The organism is Asanoa sp. NPDC049573 (assembly GCF_040676615.1).
GTDB lineage: Bacteria > Actinomycetota > Actinomycetes > Mycobacteriales > Micromonosporaceae > Asanoa.
In genome coordinates this window covers 19,637-36,690 of the sequence record NZ_JBFAPI010000024.1, presented here as the reverse complement: position 1 = coordinate 36,690, position 17,054 = coordinate 19,637, and the positions used below count along the sequence as shown (strand labels likewise).

The window sequence follows — 17,054 nt, the reverse complement described above, 5'->3', positions numbered from 1 at the left end:
GTGCGGCTAGCGGTGCGGCGGCAGGGAGGCGAACCAGTCGGTGATCAGGGCGGTGACCGCCTCGGGCGCGCGTACCCACGCGAAATGGGCCGGGCGACCCTCGGCCTCGACCCGCGCGATCCGCTCGCGCCGGACGGCGGCCCGGCGCAGCTTCCCGACCGTGTGGTCGACCGCCGCGTGCGGGGTGTAGACATCGTGATCGATGCTGACCGCCAGCACCGGGACGGTCAGCTCGGCCAGGGCGGCCTCGGCGCCGGCGACCGGGAAACGGCCGGTGCGCGCGGAACGGCCCCAGTCGGCCATCACCCGGCGGGCCTGGCGGCCGCCGAACGACCAGCCCGGCCAGATCCGCAGCAGCGCGGCCGTGGCGGCGATCCACTGGGTGTAGAGCAGGATGGTGGGGCTGTGCCGGCCGTACGCGCGCCAGTAGGGCACCGCGGCCGCCACCAGCGCGATGCCGGCGACCGGTGCGTCCGGCGCGGTGGCCAGGTGCAGCAGCCCGGCCTGGCCGCCCAACGAATGGCCGACCAGGACGACCGGGCGGTCGGCGTAGTCGGCCTTGAGCGCGTCGACGACCGCGCCCACGTCGTCGGCCAGGTCGGCGTAGCCGTAGCCGGACGCCCGGCTGGGTGTGGGCGTGCTGCCGCCGGTGCCGCGCAGGTCGGCGACCACCACCGCGAAGCCCGCGGCGCCGAGCGACTCGGCCAGCGGGCGGTAGAAGCGGCCGGCCGCGCCCATCGCGGGCAGGATCACCGCGACCGACGCGGTCTCGGAGGGCGCCGGGTAGAAGCGCAGCGCGAGCCGGTCGGTGCCGCGGTCGACGAACCGGTCAGTCGGACTCACGGAGACCGATCGCGAAGGCCGCGTCGAGGTCGTGCTGCGAGTAGGCCCGGAACGCGATGTGCGAGTCGGTGTTGATGACACCGTCGACCTTGGAGATGCGGCCCGCGATCACGTCGGCGATCTGGTCGAACTCGCGGACCCGGACGATGGCGATGAGATCGACGCCGCCGGCGACGGAGTAGACCTCGCTGACGCCGTCGAGGTCGGCGAGCTTCTCGGCGACCTCGGGGATCGAGTCGGCCTCGCAGTCGATCAGGACGATCGCGGTGATCACCGATGGGCTCCTCTCGTCATGTCTGGAGGAATGCTAGCGGCCCGAGACGGTCAGGTGCCGGCCCGCCCTGATCGCGTGGTCGAGGCGTTCGCCGGCCGCGACCACCGCGCCGGGCCACACCACGCTGTCGGTGACGTCGCCCGCGACGGTGGCGCCGGCGCCGACGACCGACCGGACGCAGCGGCCGGTGACGGTGCCCGCGACGAGGTTGCCGCCACCCGCGGCGTGCAGGTTGGCGGCCAGGTAGTCGTGCGGCGTACCCGTGTCGAAGAAGACGCCGTCGAAGCCGACCACCTCGAGTTCGCCGGCGGCCTCGGCCGGGCGCCAGACCGTGCGCACCAGTTCCGCCTTCGCCGGTGCGAGGTCGCGCACCCGGCGCCAGGGCAGCAGCGAGAAGCCGACGAAGCGGTGGCCGTCGAACAGGCCGGATCGGCTGGTGTCGGCGACCGGTTGGCCCAGCAGCCGCACGGTCTCGCCGTCCCAGCCGTCGAGCAGCGTCCGCGGGTCGCCGCCGGCCAGGTAGGCGTCGGCGTTGCCGACCAGCACGCCACGCCCGCCGATCCAGTCGCGCAGCTTGCCCAGGCCACCGGAGGTGCCGAGCGGGTGGCCGGGCTCGACCGAGAGGTGGGCCCGGTCGCCGGTGTGCGCGACGACCTGCTCGCCCAGGTAGCTGGCGTTGACCGCCACGTCGGCCGGGCCGACGAGGCCGAACCCGGCGACCCGCCGCAGCGCCAGGTCGAGCAGAGGGGTGTTGCCGACCGGGCAGAGCGCCTTGGGCAGGTGGGCGGTCAGCGGTCGCAGCCGTTGGCCTTCGCCGGCCGCGAGCACGACCGCGCAGAGGTCACCCATCGCGGGCGTCCGCGGCCCCGCCCTGCCGTGGCGCGCTGGGCCGCTCCATGCTCGTCGGGTCGTCCGGCGCCACCAGGGGCCCGATGCCGTAGTAGGCGAGCAGGCGCGCGGTCGCCGTGGTCAGCCGGGGCAGGTCGTCGAGCGGATGGAAGCTGGCCTCGTAGACCTCGGCACCGTCGACCTCGAGCGTGGTGGTCGACGCGGGCACGGCCACCTCGAAGACCATGTCGACCCAACCCTTCGCGTGTACGACCGCGTTTGGCGCCGCCGGCGTCAGGGCGCGCGGGTCGAGCGTGATGCCCGACTCCTCGGCCAGTTCCCGCGCCGCACCGACGATCGGCGCCTCGCCGCGCCGTAGCAGGCCGGCCGGCAGCCCCCAGGCCCGCCCGGGCGGCTGGCGCAGCAGCAACAACCGCCCTGGTGCCGGCGCCTCGGAGTCGCGGACCAGCGTCACCCCGCCCACGATGTATTTGGGAACGAAGGCCCGCACCAGTCGCCGGCGCACCGGATGGGGAAGCCGGTAGAAGACTCCGTAGACAAGGGCGCGCAACGCGCGGCGGCGGGGTTCCACGCCCCAAGGCTAGAGGCAGTCCACCGAACAGGACTCACGGACCGCCCACACAGGCTGGTGCTGCCCTATTCGCGCCGGTCGACGAGGGCGACCAGGCGGTCGACGACGGTCTCCGGGGTGAGGGCGCGGTCGAAGACGGCGACCAGGAGCGTTTCCAGGTCGGGGTAGCCCATCTCGTCGGCGAGTTGCCGCAGCGGCCGGTCGCTGGCCAGGCCGCGGTCGTGGCGGCGCAGGGCCAGGCCGATCGTCGCGCGGCCGAGGCGGACCTTGTCGGGGATGCTGATGCCGGGCTCGTCGTGGTCGGCGAACCAGCGGTTGATCTGCATCTGGGCCTGCGGCGACTTGACGAAGCCGAGCCACTCCTTGCGCGGCCCGCCGGGGACCGGCACGCCCGCCGACTCGGTCTCGGTGAAGATCTCGACTACGTCGCCGTCGTTGAGCTCGGACGACAGGGGTGCCAGGCGGCCGTTGATGGTGGCGGCGAGACAGTGGTCGCCGCGTTCGGTGGCCAACTCGTAGGCCAGGTCGACCGGGGTCGACCCGGACGGCAGGACGATCTGGCGGCCCTCGGCGAAGACCTGGATCTGTGCCTCGGCGAGGTCGCAGCGCAGCGACTCGAGGAACTGGCCGGCGTCGGAGGTGGCCTGCTCCCAGTCGAGCACCCGGCGGAGCCAGGTCAGCTGCTCGATCCGCGACTCGGCCATCGCGGCCGGCGTCTTCGGGTAGCGGAACTGCGCGGCGATGCCGTATTCGGCGAGTTGGTGCATCTCCTCGGTGCGGATCAGCACCTCGACCGAGCGGTCGTCGGGGCCGATCACCGTGGTGTGCAGGGAGCGGTAGAGGTTGTTCTTCGGCGACGCGATGAAGTCTTTGAACCGGCCCGCGACCGGCCGCCAACAGCCGTGGATCGCGCCCAGCGCCGCGTAGCAGTCGGTCTCGGTGCCGTCGACCACGACCGCGATCCGGGGCAGGTCGTGTGGCACGCGGTAGCCGGCCTCGACCGTGTCCTTCCAGATCGAGTAGTAGTGCCGGGGTCGGGCCGAGACGTTGGCGGTCACCCGGTTGCGGCGCAACGTGGTCTTGGCCCGCAGCACCACCTCGGTGACGTATTCGTCCCAGCCGGTGCGGGTGTGCACGTGCTCGTCGACCGTGGCGTAGCCCTCGGGCTCGAGGTGGTAGAGCACCACGTCGTCGAGTTCGCGTTTGAGCAGTTGGATGCCGAGCCGGTCGCAGAGCGGCACCAGCACGTCGAGCGTGGCCCGGGCGATGCGGGCTCGGGAGGCGGGGGAGCGGGCGTCGAGCGTGCGCATGTTGTGCAGCCGGTCGGCCAGCTTGATGATCAGCACGCGGACGTCTTTGCCGGCCGCGACCAGCATCTTGCGGATCGTCTCGGCCTCGGCCGCCTTGCCGTAGAACGCCTTGTCGAACTTGGTCACGCCGTCGACCAGGTGGGCCACCTCGGGGCCGAAGTCGCCGTCGAGCGCCTGGAGCGTGTAGCGGGTGTCTTCGACCGTGTCGTGCAGCAGCGCGGCGACCAGCGTGGTGGTGTCCATCCCCAGCTCGGCGAGGATCTGCGCGACCGCGAGCGGGTGGGTGATGAACGGTTCGCCGCTCTTGCGGAACTGGCCTCGGTGCATGCTCTCGGCGATGCCGTAGGCCCGGCGGAGCATGCCGGCGTCGCCGGCGTGCACCTCGCGATGCGTGCGGACCAGGCGGTTGACCGGGTCGTCGTCGGAGCCTGGCCAGGACAGGAACGTCCGTAGCCGGCGGGAGATGGGCAGGTCGCTTGATTGGACAGGCACCACACGACCCAGCGCGGCGCCGTGACCGGCGTCGACATCCACGCCCGCACACCTCCTGACGAGGCCGGCACCCGTGAACCGTGCCTTCGCCCGGGAAATCGGGCGAGACAGTCACGAGTGCATTTCTCTACCAGACTAAGTCACGTACCGTAGTCCAAATGGTCAGTTGCTTCTGGGCGAACGGGTGAGTCTCGCCGCGGCCCACGGCCGCGAGCACGGGTGCGCGGCTGTCAGCTGTGTGCTTCAGCCTTTCGGAGCAACTCCCGGTAGCGGGCTGCTCCACGGACGGGCGACGCCCAACCGGTCGACGCTTCCACCAGGCGGGTGTCCGGGCGTTCCAGCCAGGACAGGATTCGCTCGGTCTCCTCGGCCGTCGCGCTCGGCACCGGGCCGTGGCCGGGCAGCACCGTCTCGGCCGTCGCGCGCAGCACCTCGATCGTCGCGCGTGGATGCACCCGGGGCGGCGAGTTACCGGCCGCGGCCAGCCGGCCCTGGCGGACGATGGCCAGCTCCCAGCCCCCGTCGCCGGCCCGCCGGGCGGCCACCAACTCGCTGATCGCAGTCAGCCCGAAGAGCCGTTGCATCCGGACGGCCGCCCGGAGCACGGCGGCGAGCCGGCCGCGCACCGTCGCCGCGTCCTCGTAGCGATGGGCGTCGGACAGCACCGAGATGCGGCCCATCAGCGCGTCGACGACGACGCCCGGGTCGCCGGTGGCCGCCGCGCGGAACGGGGCCGCCGCGCTCTCCTCATAGGCCTCCCGGCTGATCTTGTGTTCGCACGGCGCGGCGCATTTGCCCAGCTCGGCCAGGGCGCAGGCGGGCGTCTTGGTCTTGGTGGACAGGCGCAGCGTGCACTGCCGGAGCGGGATCGCGTCGTGCACCGCCGCGGCGGCCAGGTCGGCGGCCCGCTTGGAGGTGAAGGGCCCGAGGTAGGCGGTGTCGTCGGCGGCCAGCGCGCGGACCACCGACAGCCTGGGGTAGGGCTCGTCGGTGAGCTTGAGCCAGACCACCCGCTCGGGGAACTTGGACCGGCGATTGTAGGGCGGGGCGTGCGCCGCGATCAGCCGCAACTCGCGGATCTCGGCTTCGAGCCCGTGCGCGCACTCGACCGCGTCGACCTTTTCCGCGGCGGCGAGCATCTCGGAGATCCGGGCGCGCTTCTCGGCCGCCGTGAAATAGCTGCGCACCCGGGTCGCGATGTCGACCGAGGTGCCGACGTAGAGCGGGCGGCCGTCGGCGGCGCGGAAGATGTAGACCCCCGGCACGTGCGGCAGCCCCTCGGCCAGGTGCCGCTTGCTCCGCTGGGTGGGGGTGACCGCCTTGGCGAACTCGATCGCGTCGCCGATCGTCGTGACGTTGTGGCTGCCCAGCCGGCCGATCATCGCGTGCAACACGTCGACGGTGGCCAGCGCGTCGTCGAGCGCCCGGTGTGTCGGCTGGCGCGGGGTGCGGAAATGCGCGGCCAGGGTGCCGAGCTTGCGGTTGGGCACCTCGTCGCGGATCAGCACCCGGCGGGCCAGCGCGGCCGTGTCGAGCACCCGCGGGTTGGGCCACGTGTAGCCGAACTTGGCACACGCGGCCTTGAGGAAGCCCACGTCGTAGGGCGCGTTGTGGGCCACCAGCACCGCCCCCTTGAGGAACTCGAGGAACGGCGGCAGCACCTCTTCGATCGGCGGTGCCGGCACCACCATCGCCTCGGTGATGCCGGTCAGCACCGTGATGAACGGCGGGATCGGCTGGCCCGGGTTGACCAGCGTGGCCAGGATGCCCAGCTCCTCGCCGCCGCGCACCCGGACGGCACCGATCTCGGTGATGCCGCCGCCGTCGGGGGCGCCGCCGGTGGTTTCCAGGTCGACCACCACGAACGTCGTGTCGACGAGAGCGGTCGCCTCGCCGGCCGACAGGAGGCCGTCGAGGGTGCCCTGGACGAAGAGCTGATCCACCACGGACAGGACGTTAGAACGTGGGTACGACACTTCTGTCACGCGGGTCGCAGGCGTTTCGCCGTACCCGTGCAAAAGATCGACTACATCGACGGGCGCCGGAGCGGCCAGCGGTGGGAGACTTGCTGCATGTCCGAGCCCGAACCGCGCGACGGCCGCCTTCCCGAGGAAGCGGTCACGCCGTCGTCCGCGGGTTCGGAGCCGGAGATCGAGCCTCTTCTGCCCGAGCCGGTGCGCCTGCGGGTGGTCGCGCTGGCCGCCTCCGCCCTGCCCGGTCTGCCCTTCGACGAGCAGCCCGTGCCGCTGCGCCGGGTCGCCAAGTTCGCGCCCAACCGGCGGGCCCGGCTCGGCGGCGCGGCCATCGCGGCGCAGCTCGCCGGCGACTCGCTCTTCCGCCAGCGGATCTCGTCGCGGGTGATCGCCGAGGTCGGCGACCTGGGCGCCGCGGTGGTCGAGGGCATCTGCCCGGCGGCGGCCGACCCGGTCGAGGTCGCCGCCCTGGCCTACCTGGCCCGCCCGGCCGGCTGGCGCGACCTGGTCGAGTCCGCCGGCGAGGCGGTGCGGGCCGAGGCCGACAGCGCCGCCATCGCCAGCCTCGTCCGCGACGCCGAGCAGCGCACCGCCCGGGCCGAGCACGACCGCGCGGTGGCCCGCAGCGAGGCCGACAAGCTGCGCGACGAGCTGAGCCGGGTCAGCGCCGAGCTCGGCCAGTTGCGCGAGGAGCTGCGGGTGCAGGCCCGGCAGCTGCGCGAGTCGCAGGCCCGCGAGCGCAAGGCGACCGAGATGCTGGCCACCGAGAAGGGCCGGGCCGCCCGGGCCACCGCCGACCACGACGCGGAGCTGCGCCGGCTGCGGGCCCGGCTGGCTGAGGCCGAGACCGCCGCCGGCAGCGCCCGGCAGACGGCCAAGGAGGCCCGTTCGGTCGACGACGCCCGGCTCTGGCTGCTGCTGGAGACGATCGGCCAGGCCGCCGTGGGGCTCCGTCGCGAGCTGGCCCTGGAGCCCACCGACCGTCGACCGGCCGACTACGTGGCCGAGGCGCACGGCGACCAGCCCGGTGCCGCGGCCTCCACGCCCCGGGCGCTCGACGCCGACGACCCGGCCCGCCTCGACCAGCTGCTCGCCCTGCCCCGCGCGCACCTGGTCGTCGACGGCTACAACGTCACCAAGCGGGGATTCCCCGAGATGTCGCTCGAGCAGCAGCGCAAGCGGCTGATCACCGGCCTGGGCGGGATCGCGGCGCAGACCGGCGACGAGGTGACCGTGGTCTTCGACGGCGCCGAGCGGGTGCACGGGCTGCCTCCGGCACCGCGCGGCGTGCGGGTGCTCTTCTCCCGCAAGGGCGAGACCGCCGACGAGCTCATCCGCCGGCTGGTCCGCGCCGAGCCGTCCGGGCGGCCGGTCGTGGTGGTGAGTTCAGACCGTGAGGTCGCCGACGGCGTACGCCGTCATGGTGCTTATCCGCTAGGAGCGGATTCCCTGGTCAGGCGCCTGTCGCGGAACTGAGCCGGCATTTTTGTCAGACCCGCTCGCTAGCGTTTGCGTCACGGAGGGTGTCTTCCTGAGTGAGGAGCCAGTGATGCTCATCGACTGCGACAGCTGCGCGGTGCGCGGCGCGGCGTGCAAGGGGTGCCTCGTGACGGCGCTCCTGGAGGCGCCGGTCGAGGGTCTCGAGCCCGACGAGGTGCGTGCGATCGAGGTGTTCGCGCGGGCCGGGTTCGAGGTCGAGGTGGTCAGCCAGCAGCCGGCCGCCCTGCGGATGGTCCGGCCCCGATCGCGATCCGGGTTCCGGGTCGCCTGACCTTTACTATGGTCCGACGCCAGCGGGGGAGGTGCGCGCGGTGACGCCACGAGGGTGGGCGGTGGTTGTCTTCGGCGTGCTCGCCGTCGCGCTGGCGGTGGCCGTCCTGGTGCTGGTGCCCCTGCACCGGCCGCCGGCGCCCCGGGCCGATCAGGTCGCGGCACTGCGCACGCTGCCGGCCGACCAGGTCGCCGCCGGCCGGGCGTTCCATTCGGCGCTGCGCCCCGCGGGCTACGGCAGCCTGCTGATCGGTCTGGTCATCGCGCTGGCGCTCGGGCTGACCCCGCTCGGCGCCCGGCTGATCGAGGCCGTCGGCCGGCCGTTCGGCGGCAACTGGGTCGCCCAGGCGATCCTCGGCGGCATCGTGGTGGTCCTGGTCGCCGACCTGCTCACCCTGCCGTTCGCCGCGTGGCGGCACATCATCCTGGTCCGCTACGAGCTGTCCACCCAGGGCTGGGGCGGCTGGCTGGTCGACCTGCTCAAGGGCTACGCGGTGTCCGCCGTCATCGGCGTGGTGGCCCTGCTCGGCTTCTACGCGATCACCCACTTCGCGCCCCGCTGGTGGTGGGCCTGGGGCGCGGCCGGCGCCGCCGCCCTGGTGGTGCTCATGTCCTTCGTGCTGCCGGTCCTGGTCGAGCCGGTCTTCAACCGCTTCACCCCGATGGCCGACGGCCCGCTGCGCACCGAGCTGATCCAGCTGGCCCGCACCGACGGCGTCCCGGTCCGCGACGTCCTGGTGGCCGACGCGTCCCGGCGCACCCGCCAGGTCAACGCCTACGTGTCGGGCCTCGGCCCGACCCGCCGCATCGTCGTCTACGACACGCTGCTGACCGAGGCGGCCCCGCCCGAGGTGGTCAGCGTGGTCGCACACGAGCTGGGCCACGCCAAAGACCGCGACGTGCTGACCGGCACCCTGATCGGCGCGCTGGGCGCGGCGCTCGGGGTGGTCGCCCTGTTCCTGCTCGGCGGCTGGACGAGCCTGCTCCGGGCGGCCGGCGTGACCTCGATCGCCGAGCCGCGCGCGTTCGCCCTGCTGCTGGCGGTGGCGGCCGTCGTCGGCGTGGTCGCGTCACCGGCGCAGGCCCTGCTGTCGCGGCACACCGAGGCCCGGGCCGACGCGCACGCGCTGGCCCTGACCCAGGATCCGATGACGTTCGAGGCGATGCAGGCCCGGCTGTCGTCGGTCAACCTGGGCGACCCCGACCCACCGCGCTGGGAATACCTCTACGCCGCGTCCCATCCGTCCACGGTGGAGCGGATGGCGGCGGCCCGCGCCTACGCCCGCGGCGAGAGATAGGCCCGATGACCCGCACGCTGCTCGTGACCAACGACTTCCCACCGCGCCCCGGCGGGATCCAGAAGTTCGTCCACCAACTGGCCGTCCGCCAGCCGGCCGGCTCGGTCGTGGTCTACGCGTCCGACTGGCGCGGCGCCGAAAAGTTCGACGCCGAACAGCCCTTCGAGGTGGTCCGCGAGTCCACCGGCGTGCTGCTGCCCACCCCGGCGGTCGCCCGCCGCGCCGCCGAACTGGCCCGTGCCCACGAGTGCGACACGGTCTGGTTCGGCGCCGCCGCCCCGTTGGGCCTGCTGGCCGAGGGCCTGCGCCGGCGCGCCGGTGTCGAGCGGGTGGTCGCCCTGACCCACGGCCACGAGGTCGGCTGGGCGGCCCTGCCCGGCGCCCGCGGCCTGCTCCGTCGCATCGCACGCGGGTCCGACGTGGTGACCTACCTGACCGACTACCAGCGCACGCGGTTGGAGCGCGCCCTGCACGGCCTGACCGACCTGCGCCGCCTGGCGCCGGGTGTCGACGTCGACCTGTTCCACCCGGGCGTCGACGGCAGCGCGATCCGCGCCCGCCACGGCATCGGCGACCGCCGGGTCATCGTCTGCGTCTCCCGCCTGGTCCACCGCAAGGGCCAGGACGCGCTGATCCGCGCCCTGCCCACGATCCGCGAGTCCATCCCCGACGCCCTCCTCCTGCTGGTCGGCGGCGGCCCCAACCACACCCGCCTCCGCCGGCTGGCCGCGGCCCTGGGCGTGGCCGACCACGTCGTCATCACCCGCGGCGTCCCCTGGGAGGAACTCCCGGCTCACTACGCGGCGGGCGACGTCTTCGCGATGCCCTGCCGCACCCGCAACCACGGCTTAGACGTGGAGGGCCTGGGCATCGTCTACCTGGAGGCCTCGGCGACCGGCCTCCCGGTCGTGGCCGGCGACTCCGGCGGCGCACCAGACGCGGTCCGCGACGGCGAAACGGGCTACGTCGTCGACGGCCGCGACCTCACCCAACTCGCCGACCGCCTGATCACGCTGCTCGCCGACGCCGACCTGGCCCACCGCATGGGCCAGGCGGGAAGAGCCTGGGTCGAACGCGACTGGCGCTGGCAGACCCAAGCCACCCGCATGCGCGCCCTCCTCACCCCCTGACCGGAGCGAGGCGTGCCTGTGCGGCCAGGCCACGCACCCGCCGCTGTCGCTGGTCCCGGCGTCCGGCCGAGCGCCGCGTTCAGAGCCGTCCATCAGGACAACAACGGGGATCGCCCGGCGGCGGGAGGTGGCCACGTCCCGGTTCGGGCGGTCAGGCTGGATCTCGCGGCACGTGCCCGCGTCCGCTGGTCGGTCGCCGCGGCAGGGCTCTGCGCGGGCTGCGAAGGGAATCGTGGGCGCGGCGGCCCTTGACGCCGTGCTGGATGGCGGGACCGACGAGCCTCGGGCCGACGGCCCTCGGGGCCGATGGCGCTCGGCCTGACGAGCGTCGGGGCCGATGGCGCTCGGCCTGACGAGCGTCGGGGCCCGATGGCGCTCGGCCTGACGAGCCTCGGGCCGATGGGCCGATGAGCCTCGGGGCCGACGAGCCTCGCGGGACGGGTGTGTGCTCTTCGGATGGACATGTTTTGGCGTGTGCGTACACGCGAAAACATGTTGGCTCGGAGAGAGACCCCCGCCCGGCTACAGGAGGAGGTCCGAGTCGGGGCGTTTGCGAGCCACCAGGAAGGCGTGGGGGGTCAGTTCTTCGGCCTCCGGCTCGCGGATGGTGCGGGCGCACAGGTTGAAGCCCGCCGCGGACAGCAGGGTGGCCATCTGGTCGGGCCGGCGGCGGCGGAAGACCAGGTCGACCTCGTAGCCCCAGGCCTCCGTCATGATTCGGGGCTCGTCGCCGACCTGAAAGGCGACCCAGAGGTGGCCACCGGGGCGCAGGGCGCGGTGGAAGCCGGCCAGGACCTCCGGCAGCGTCTCGTCGGGGATGTGGATCAGCGAGTAGTTCGCCAACAGGCCGGCGAAGGTGGAAGGCGGGTGGTTGAGCGCGAGTATCGAGCCCTCGTCGAAGCGGAGGCCGGGGTTCTCGGCCCGGGCGATCGCCAGGAACTCGGGGGAGAGGTCCAGGCCGGCGATGTCGACGCCGAGTTCGTGCAGGAAGCCCGTTGTGCGGCCCGGGCCGCAACCGACGTCGAGGACCGGGCCGTCGCCGACCAGTTCGGCGAACCAGGTGAGCAGGGCCCGTTCCAACGGGTGGTCCTGGAGGTCGGTGGCGAACTGGTGGTGACGAAGTCCGGTTCGATCATGACGGCCGAGACTACGCGGTGAGACGTGGGCCACGTCATGGCGGCGGTCGGGGTGGTCGTGGCACCGTAGATCGGTGGGCTCCGCTGTGACCGGGATCGTCGTGGCCGTCGCCGTGCTCGTCGTGGCGACCGTCTTCGGCGTGTGGCACAAGCGCCGCGACGGTCGGCTGCGGGCCGTGGGCGACGGAGGTCAGATGGCTGCCAACCCGGGTGCCCTGCCCAGCGACGAGGGTCCGGCGACGCTGGCCGCCGCCGACGACGCCGAAGACGGGCAGACGCTGCGCGGTCTCGGGGTGGATCCGTCGACGCCGGTCACCCTGCTGCAGTTCTCGTCGGCCTTCTGCGCGCCGTGCCGGGTCACCCGGCGGGTGCTGGCCGACGTCGCCGGGCTCGTCGACGGGGTCACCCACCTCGAGGTCGACGCGGAGAGCCACCTCGACGCGGTGCGGGCGCTCGACATCTGGCGCACGCCGACCACGCTGATCGTCGCCGGCGGGCGGATCGTGCAGCGGGCCAGCGGGGTACCGGCCAAGGCCCAGGTGCTCGCCGCCGTCGCGCCGATTCTCGAACGGGCCGCGTGATGAACGACAAGCTCACCCGCCGCCGCATCGTCGACCACGGGCGCCTCGCCGCCAGCCTCTGTCGCTGACCCGGCTGTCGAGAAGGCCCGGTCCGACGACACCCCGAGGTGGGAAAGAATGCTGCTCGACCCCCGTGGCCCGCGCTTCGCCGCCGGCCTGACCGCGATCGTCTTCATCGTGATCCTGGCGACCGGCGCCTGGTGGCTGGCCCTCGCCCAGGCCGTCGTCTTCGCCATCACCGCCGTCGACCCGCGCAAGGGTCCCTACTCGCTGATCTACCGCAGCGCCGTCGCACCCCGGCTGAAGCCGCCCACCGAGCGCGAACCCGCCGCGCCGGTCCGGTTCGCGCAGGCCCTCGGCGGCGTGTTCGCCCTGACGGCGGCCATCGCGTTCGGCGCCGGTGGCACGGCGGGCACCGCGGTCGGCGTCACCGCCGCCGCGTTCGGGCTGGCGGCCGCGTTCCTCAACAGCGCGTTCGGTCTGTGCCTGGGCTGCGAGCTCTACCTCGCGGCGCGGCGGATGACCGGACGGCCGCTGGCCGCCCGGATCCAGACCGACGACTAGAACTTCGGCGCGTCGGGCGCTTCGAGCAGGCCCAGCCGCAGCGCTGTCATCAGCGCCTGGGCCCGGTTGGCGGCGCCCAGCTTCTCGTAGAGCTTGGAGATGTGGGTCTTGGCCGTCGACTCGCTGACGAACAGCTGCTTCGCGATGCCGGCCACCGACATGCCGTCGGCCAGCAGGCGCAGGACCTGGCCCTCGCGGGGGGACAGCTGCGGGCCGGACGGGGCCAGCCGGCGCTTCATCGCCTCGGCGAGATCAGCGGCGGTGAACGCCGACGGCGACGACGCCGCGTGCCGGGCGGCGGCCACCACCTCGTCGGCCGGCGCGGTCTTCGGGACGAACGCGCTCGCGCCCGCCTCGAGCGCGCCGAACAGCTGGTCGTCGCCCGCGTACATGGTCAGCACGACGATGCCCATCGTGGCGCTCGACTTGCGCAGCGCGCGGGTGGCCTCGAGGCCGCTGCCGTCGGGCAGCCGCAAATCCATGATCACGACATCGGGCTGCAGCGCACCAGCCTGGCGGACGCCCTCGGCGGCGGTGGCAGCCTCACCCACGACCTCGAACTGGCGGTCGCGCTCGAACGCGTGCCGAAGTCCCTTGCGGATCAGGTCGTGATCATCCACAAGGAGAACCTTGGTGCGCGTGGTCGGCGATGGGCTGGTCGTCATGCTCGGGTTACTCCCCTTCTGATGCGGTGACGCTATCGCGCACGCTATCGCGGCGCGGTGACGTACCGACTACCACCGCCACGGTCGTGCCGGACGGACTCCGCGGACTGATCTCCAACCGGCCTCGGATACGTTCCGCTCTCTCCGCCATGATCGCAAGGCCGTAGCGACCGTCGGGGCGCTGGTCGGCGATGCCCTGACCGTCGTCGGAGATTTCGATCTGGGCGTATGGGGGATCGATGGAACACGAGACCCACAGGTTAGTGGCTCCGGCGTGCTTTCGGGCGTTCGTAATCGCTTCCTGTGCGATCCGGAGCAGCTCGGCCTCCGTGGCGGCGGGCAGCCGGGCGGTCGAGTCGTCGAGCGTGACGTGCACCCGCAGCCCACCCGAGGCGCCGATGGTCCGCGCGTACTCGGAGATCGCCGCCGCCAGCCCGCCCTGCCGGTCGACCTCCGAGCGCAGCTCGAAGAGGGACAACCGCAGCTCGGTGATCACCCGGGTCACCTCGCCGCGCAGCGTGCGCAGCTCCTCGGCCGTCTCCTTGGCCCCGTCGGGCAGGGTGGCCAGCGCGTTGTCGATCCCGTAGCCGACCATGACCAGTTCCTGCGCGACCCCGTCGTGGATCTCGCGGGCCAGCCGCTGCCGTTCCTCGTTGGTGGCCAACGACCGGACCTCGTCGAAGAGCAGTGCCGCTTCCAGCCGCAGAGCAGCGGGACCGGTCTGCGCGGTCACCTGCTCCACCACGGCCGGCGGGTAGGCGCCGGCCACGTCGGCCTCGATGATGACCAATCCGACGGTACGGACGCCCGCCACCAACGGCACCACCAGGGCGGAAACGTCACCCCTTCGATGGGAGCGGGCCTGCGACCGGCTCGCGGTGTAGGGCTGCTGGCTGGCCCAGGCCTCGGCGATCGCCGAGTCGGCGTCGAGGCTGGTCTCCCAGTCGACCCGGTCGACGCCGGCCTGGGCGAGCACCACCAGCCGGCCGCCACCGCTGGCCGAGAGCACGGCCGCGCGGTCGGCGCGGGCCACCCCGCGCAGCTCCTCGACCAGGTGCTCCGATATGCCACCGGGGTCGAGCGTGGCGCCCGGGAGCTGGCGGGCGACGCTGCGCAGCTGGGTCAACAGCCGGGTCGCCTCCGCGTACGGCTGGGGGCGTCCTGCTTTCTCGCGCTGCTGCATGATCCGCTGCAGGGTGGACGCGGCCAGCGTGCCGAGCGAGGCCAGGATCAGCCACTGCGCGGAGACGACCAGGTAGACCGGCTCGGAGATCAGCGGCTTGCCGTCGCTGGAACTGACCGCGCCACCCGCGACCAGCGCGAGCGTGGCCACGCTGAGCAGCGCCGCGCTCTCCCGCGACATCCGGCGCAGCGCGGTCACGGTGAGCGGCACCGAGAGGTAGGGCAGCAGAGCGGCCGCACCGACGCCCTGGCCGATCGAGGTGTTGGCGGTGTGCTCCGCGACCTGCGCGGCACCGAACCCCACGATGATCACCTCGGCGAACCGGCCCAGCGGGGCCAGCACCGGGTGCCGGGGAGTGACCACGGCGGGCACCCCGGCGACGATCAGCAGCCCGATCCACCACAGCTGCCCCAGCTCCTGGGTGGTGAGCAGGACGAGCACCGCGACGAGCGCGAGCATCACGATCCGCGCGGCCACGGCGAGCGGGTGGGCGCGGATCGGGGTGGGTGTGGGCGCCTCCGAGGTCATCGGCGATAGATCTCGTCAATCACGGTCTGGTGAGCCTTGACGACGACGCCTCGCTTGACCTTGAGCGACGGGGTCAGTTCCCCGGTCGCCTCGGTGAAGTCGTCGGGCAGGATGCGGAACTCCTTTATCCACTCGGCGTGCGAGACGGCCTTGTTGGCGTCGTCGATCGCGGACTGGATCTCGGCGCGCAGCTTCTCGTCGGTGCGCAGGTCGGCCACGGACGTGCCGGCCGGCAGGCCCTGGGTATCCAGCCAGCGGGGCAGCGCCTCGGGGTCGATGGTCACCAGCGCCGCTATGAACGGCTCCCGGTCACCGATCACCAGCGCCTGGCTGACCAGCGGGTGCGCCCGGATCCGGTCTTCGAGCACGGCCGGCGCGACGTTCTTGCCGGCCGCGGTGACGATGATCTCCTTCTTCCGGCCGGTGATCGTGAGGTAACCGTCGTCGTCGAGGGTGCCCAGGTCGCCGCTGCTGAACCAGCCGTCGGCGTCGAGCACCTCCGCGGTGGCGTCGGGGTTGCGCCAGTATTCCTTGAACACCAGCGGCCCCTTGACCAGGATCTCGCCGTCGTCGGCGACCCGCACGGTCACGCCGGGCAGCGGCCGGCCGACGGTGCCGATCCGGGTGGCGTTCTCCAGGTTGACGGCGACCGCGGGGGAAGTCTCGGTGAGCCCGTAGCCCTCGTAGACCGTGACGCCGACGCCGCGGAAGAAGTGTGCGAGCCGGGCACCGAGCGGCGCGCCCCCGGAGATGGCCCGGGTGCAGTGCCCGCCCAGCGCGGCCCGCAGCTTGCCGTAGACCAGCTTGTCGTAGAGGGCGTGCTGCATCCGCAGCCCCAGGCCGGGGCCGTCGCCCTCGAGTGCGGTCGAGTAGGCGATCGCCACCTGCTCGGCCTTGTCGAAGATGCCGCCCTTGCCGTCGGCCGCCGCCCGCTGCTTGGCCGCGGTGTGCACCTTCTCGAACACCCGGGGCACCGACAGCAGGAACGTCGGCTGGAACAGCTTGAGGTCGTCGACCAGCGTCTTGGTGTCGGGCAGGTGCCCCATCGTGGCCCGGGCCTGCACCATGCCGATCTGGATCAGCCGCGCGAACGAGTGGGCCAGCGGGAGGAACAACAGGGTCGAGGCGCCCTCGTGGAACAGGTCGGGCAGCACCGGCACCGCGTTGGTGATGTCGGAGAGCAGGTTGCGGTGGGTCAGCACGCAGCCCTTGGGGCGGCCGGTCGTGCCGCTGGTGTAGATGATCGTGGCGATGTCGTCGGCGGTCGAGGTGCGCCGCTGCTCGTCGATCACGGCCGCGTCGACGGTCGCTCCGCGCTCGCGGAGCAGGTCGAGATCCTCGTTGTCGATGTGCCAGACATCGGTCAGCGCCGCCAGGTCGTCGCGGACGCCGGCGACCAGCAGCGCGTGCGCGTCGGTCTCGACGAACACGGCGACGGCGCCGGAGTCTTCGAGGATCCAGCGCACCTGCTCGGCGCTCGACGTCTCGTAGACCGGCACGGTGACGGCGCCGACCGACCAGATGGCGTAGTCGATCAGCGTCCACTCGTAGCGCGTGCGGCTCATCAGCCCCACCCGCGCGCCGGGCTGGATGCCGGCCGCGACCAGCCCACGGGCCAGCGCGACGACCTCGTCGCGGAACTGGCCGCAGGTGACGTCGGCCCAGGCACCGTCCCGGCACCGCCGGAACTGCACCGTGTCGGGCGCCACCGCGGCGTTGTCCCACACCGGATCGGTCAGGTTGGCCGCGTCCCCGATCGTCACGACCGGGGGTACGGAGAATTCGCGCACCTGGCCTCCTAGCAGAACGCGATCAGCTAAATGCAACCTACCCGTATCGGCATCGAGTCCGATCCCCGGGACCAGCGAGCCGTCAGCCGGTCGGGCG

General features: G+C 72.9%; 16 protein-coding genes. 6 read left to right on the top strand and 10 right to left on the bottom strand.

Annotation, left to right across the window (positions count from 1 at the left end):
* Positions 1-6: 6 nt before the first annotated feature.
* From AB0J74_RS34510 to AB0J74_RS34485, 6 genes are all read right to left on the bottom strand, one after another.
* Positions 7-843 (bottom strand): alpha/beta fold hydrolase, encoded by an 837-nt coding sequence (locus tag AB0J74_RS34510; RefSeq protein ID WP_363455949.1) that lies wholly within the window; start codon positions 841-843, stop codon positions 7-9.
* A complete protein-coding gene (locus tag AB0J74_RS34505; protein ID WP_363455946.1) occupies positions 830-1,117 on the bottom strand; it encodes an Lrp/AsnC ligand binding domain-containing protein in 288 nt (95 codons plus the stop codon). The genes AB0J74_RS34510 and AB0J74_RS34505 overlap by 14 nt, the downstream gene beginning before the upstream one ends.
* A 33-nt stretch (positions 1,118-1,150) precedes the next feature.
* A complete protein-coding gene (locus AB0J74_RS34500) occupies positions 1,151-1,966 on the bottom strand; it encodes a sugar phosphate nucleotidyltransferase (protein ID WP_363455944.1) in 816 nt (271 codons plus the stop codon).
* Positions 1,959-2,537, bottom strand: a complete 579-nt coding sequence (locus AB0J74_RS34495; RefSeq protein WP_363455941.1) for an NUDIX domain-containing protein — start codon at positions 2,535-2,537, stop codon at positions 1,959-1,961. Before AB0J74_RS34495 ends, AB0J74_RS34500 begins: the two co-directional genes overlap by 8 nt.
* Before the next feature lie 65 nt (positions 2,538-2,602).
* Positions 2,603-4,381, bottom strand: coding sequence for a RelA/SpoT family protein (locus AB0J74_RS34490; RefSeq protein ID WP_363455938.1), 1,779 nt, complete (start codon positions 4,379-4,381; stop codon positions 2,603-2,605).
* A gap of 188 nt (positions 4,382-4,569) precedes the next feature.
* A complete protein-coding gene (locus AB0J74_RS34485) occupies positions 4,570-6,285 on the bottom strand; it encodes a DEDD exonuclease domain-containing protein (protein ID WP_363455935.1) in 1,716 nt (571 codons plus the stop codon).
* A gap of 126 nt (positions 6,286-6,411) precedes the next feature.
* Between AB0J74_RS34485 and AB0J74_RS34480 the strand changes: the two genes are divergently transcribed.
* From AB0J74_RS34480 to AB0J74_RS34465, 4 genes are all read left to right on the top strand, one after another.
* On the top strand, positions 6,412-7,788 hold the full coding sequence (locus AB0J74_RS34480) for an NYN domain-containing protein (protein WP_363455931.1): 1,377 nt from the start codon (positions 6,412-6,414) through the stop codon (positions 7,786-7,788).
* Positions 7,789-7,861: 73 nt separating this feature from the next.
* Complete coding sequence (locus tag AB0J74_RS34475; RefSeq protein WP_363455928.1) at positions 7,862-8,083, top strand: hypothetical protein; 222 nt, start codon at positions 7,862-7,864, stop codon at positions 8,081-8,083.
* Positions 8,084-8,123: 40 nt separating this feature from the next.
* Complete coding sequence (locus AB0J74_RS34470) at positions 8,124-9,380, top strand: M48 family metallopeptidase (protein WP_363455925.1); 1,257 nt, start codon at positions 8,124-8,126, stop codon at positions 9,378-9,380.
* A 5-nt stretch (positions 9,381-9,385) separates the two neighbouring features.
* Positions 9,386-10,510: a glycosyltransferase family 4 protein gene (locus tag AB0J74_RS34465; RefSeq protein ID WP_363455922.1), complete on the top strand. Its 1,125-nt coding sequence runs from the start codon at positions 9,386-9,388 to the stop codon at positions 10,508-10,510.
* Between the two features lie 522 nt (positions 10,511-11,032).
* Here AB0J74_RS34465 and AB0J74_RS34460 read toward each other — a convergent pair.
* Positions 11,033-11,590: a class I SAM-dependent methyltransferase gene (locus tag AB0J74_RS34460; RefSeq protein WP_363455919.1), complete on the bottom strand. Its 558-nt coding sequence runs from the start codon at positions 11,588-11,590 to the stop codon at positions 11,033-11,035.
* A 130-nt stretch (positions 11,591-11,720) separates the two neighbouring features.
* On the opposite strand from AB0J74_RS34460, the gene AB0J74_RS34455 reads away from it, so the two are divergent.
* Both AB0J74_RS34455 and AB0J74_RS34450 read left to right on the top strand, forming a co-directional pair.
* Positions 11,721-12,227, top strand: coding sequence for a thioredoxin family protein (locus AB0J74_RS34455; RefSeq protein WP_363455917.1), 507 nt, complete (start codon positions 11,721-11,723; stop codon positions 12,225-12,227).
* Between the two features lie 117 nt (positions 12,228-12,344).
* Entirely contained in the window at positions 12,345-12,791 is a 447-nt protein-coding gene (locus AB0J74_RS34450; protein WP_363455914.1) for a DUF4395 domain-containing protein, read from the top strand.
* Here the strand turns inward: AB0J74_RS34450 and AB0J74_RS34445 are convergent.
* From AB0J74_RS34445 to AB0J74_RS34435, 3 genes are all read right to left on the bottom strand, one after another.
* Positions 12,788-13,456, bottom strand: coding sequence for a response regulator transcription factor (locus tag AB0J74_RS34445; RefSeq protein WP_203711293.1), 669 nt, complete (start codon positions 13,454-13,456; stop codon positions 12,788-12,790). The two genes, AB0J74_RS34450 and AB0J74_RS34445, sit on opposite strands and share 4 nt — an antisense overlap.
* 7 nt (positions 13,457-13,463) lie before the next feature.
* Entirely contained in the window at positions 13,464-15,098 is a 1,635-nt protein-coding gene (locus AB0J74_RS34440) for a GAF domain-containing sensor histidine kinase (RefSeq protein WP_363456067.1), read from the bottom strand.
* 65 nt (positions 15,099-15,163) lie between these two features.
* Positions 15,164-16,957, bottom strand: a complete 1,794-nt coding sequence (locus AB0J74_RS34435; protein WP_363455910.1) for a long-chain fatty acid--CoA ligase — start codon at positions 16,955-16,957, stop codon at positions 15,164-15,166.
* Positions 16,958-17,054: the final 97 nt, after the last annotated feature.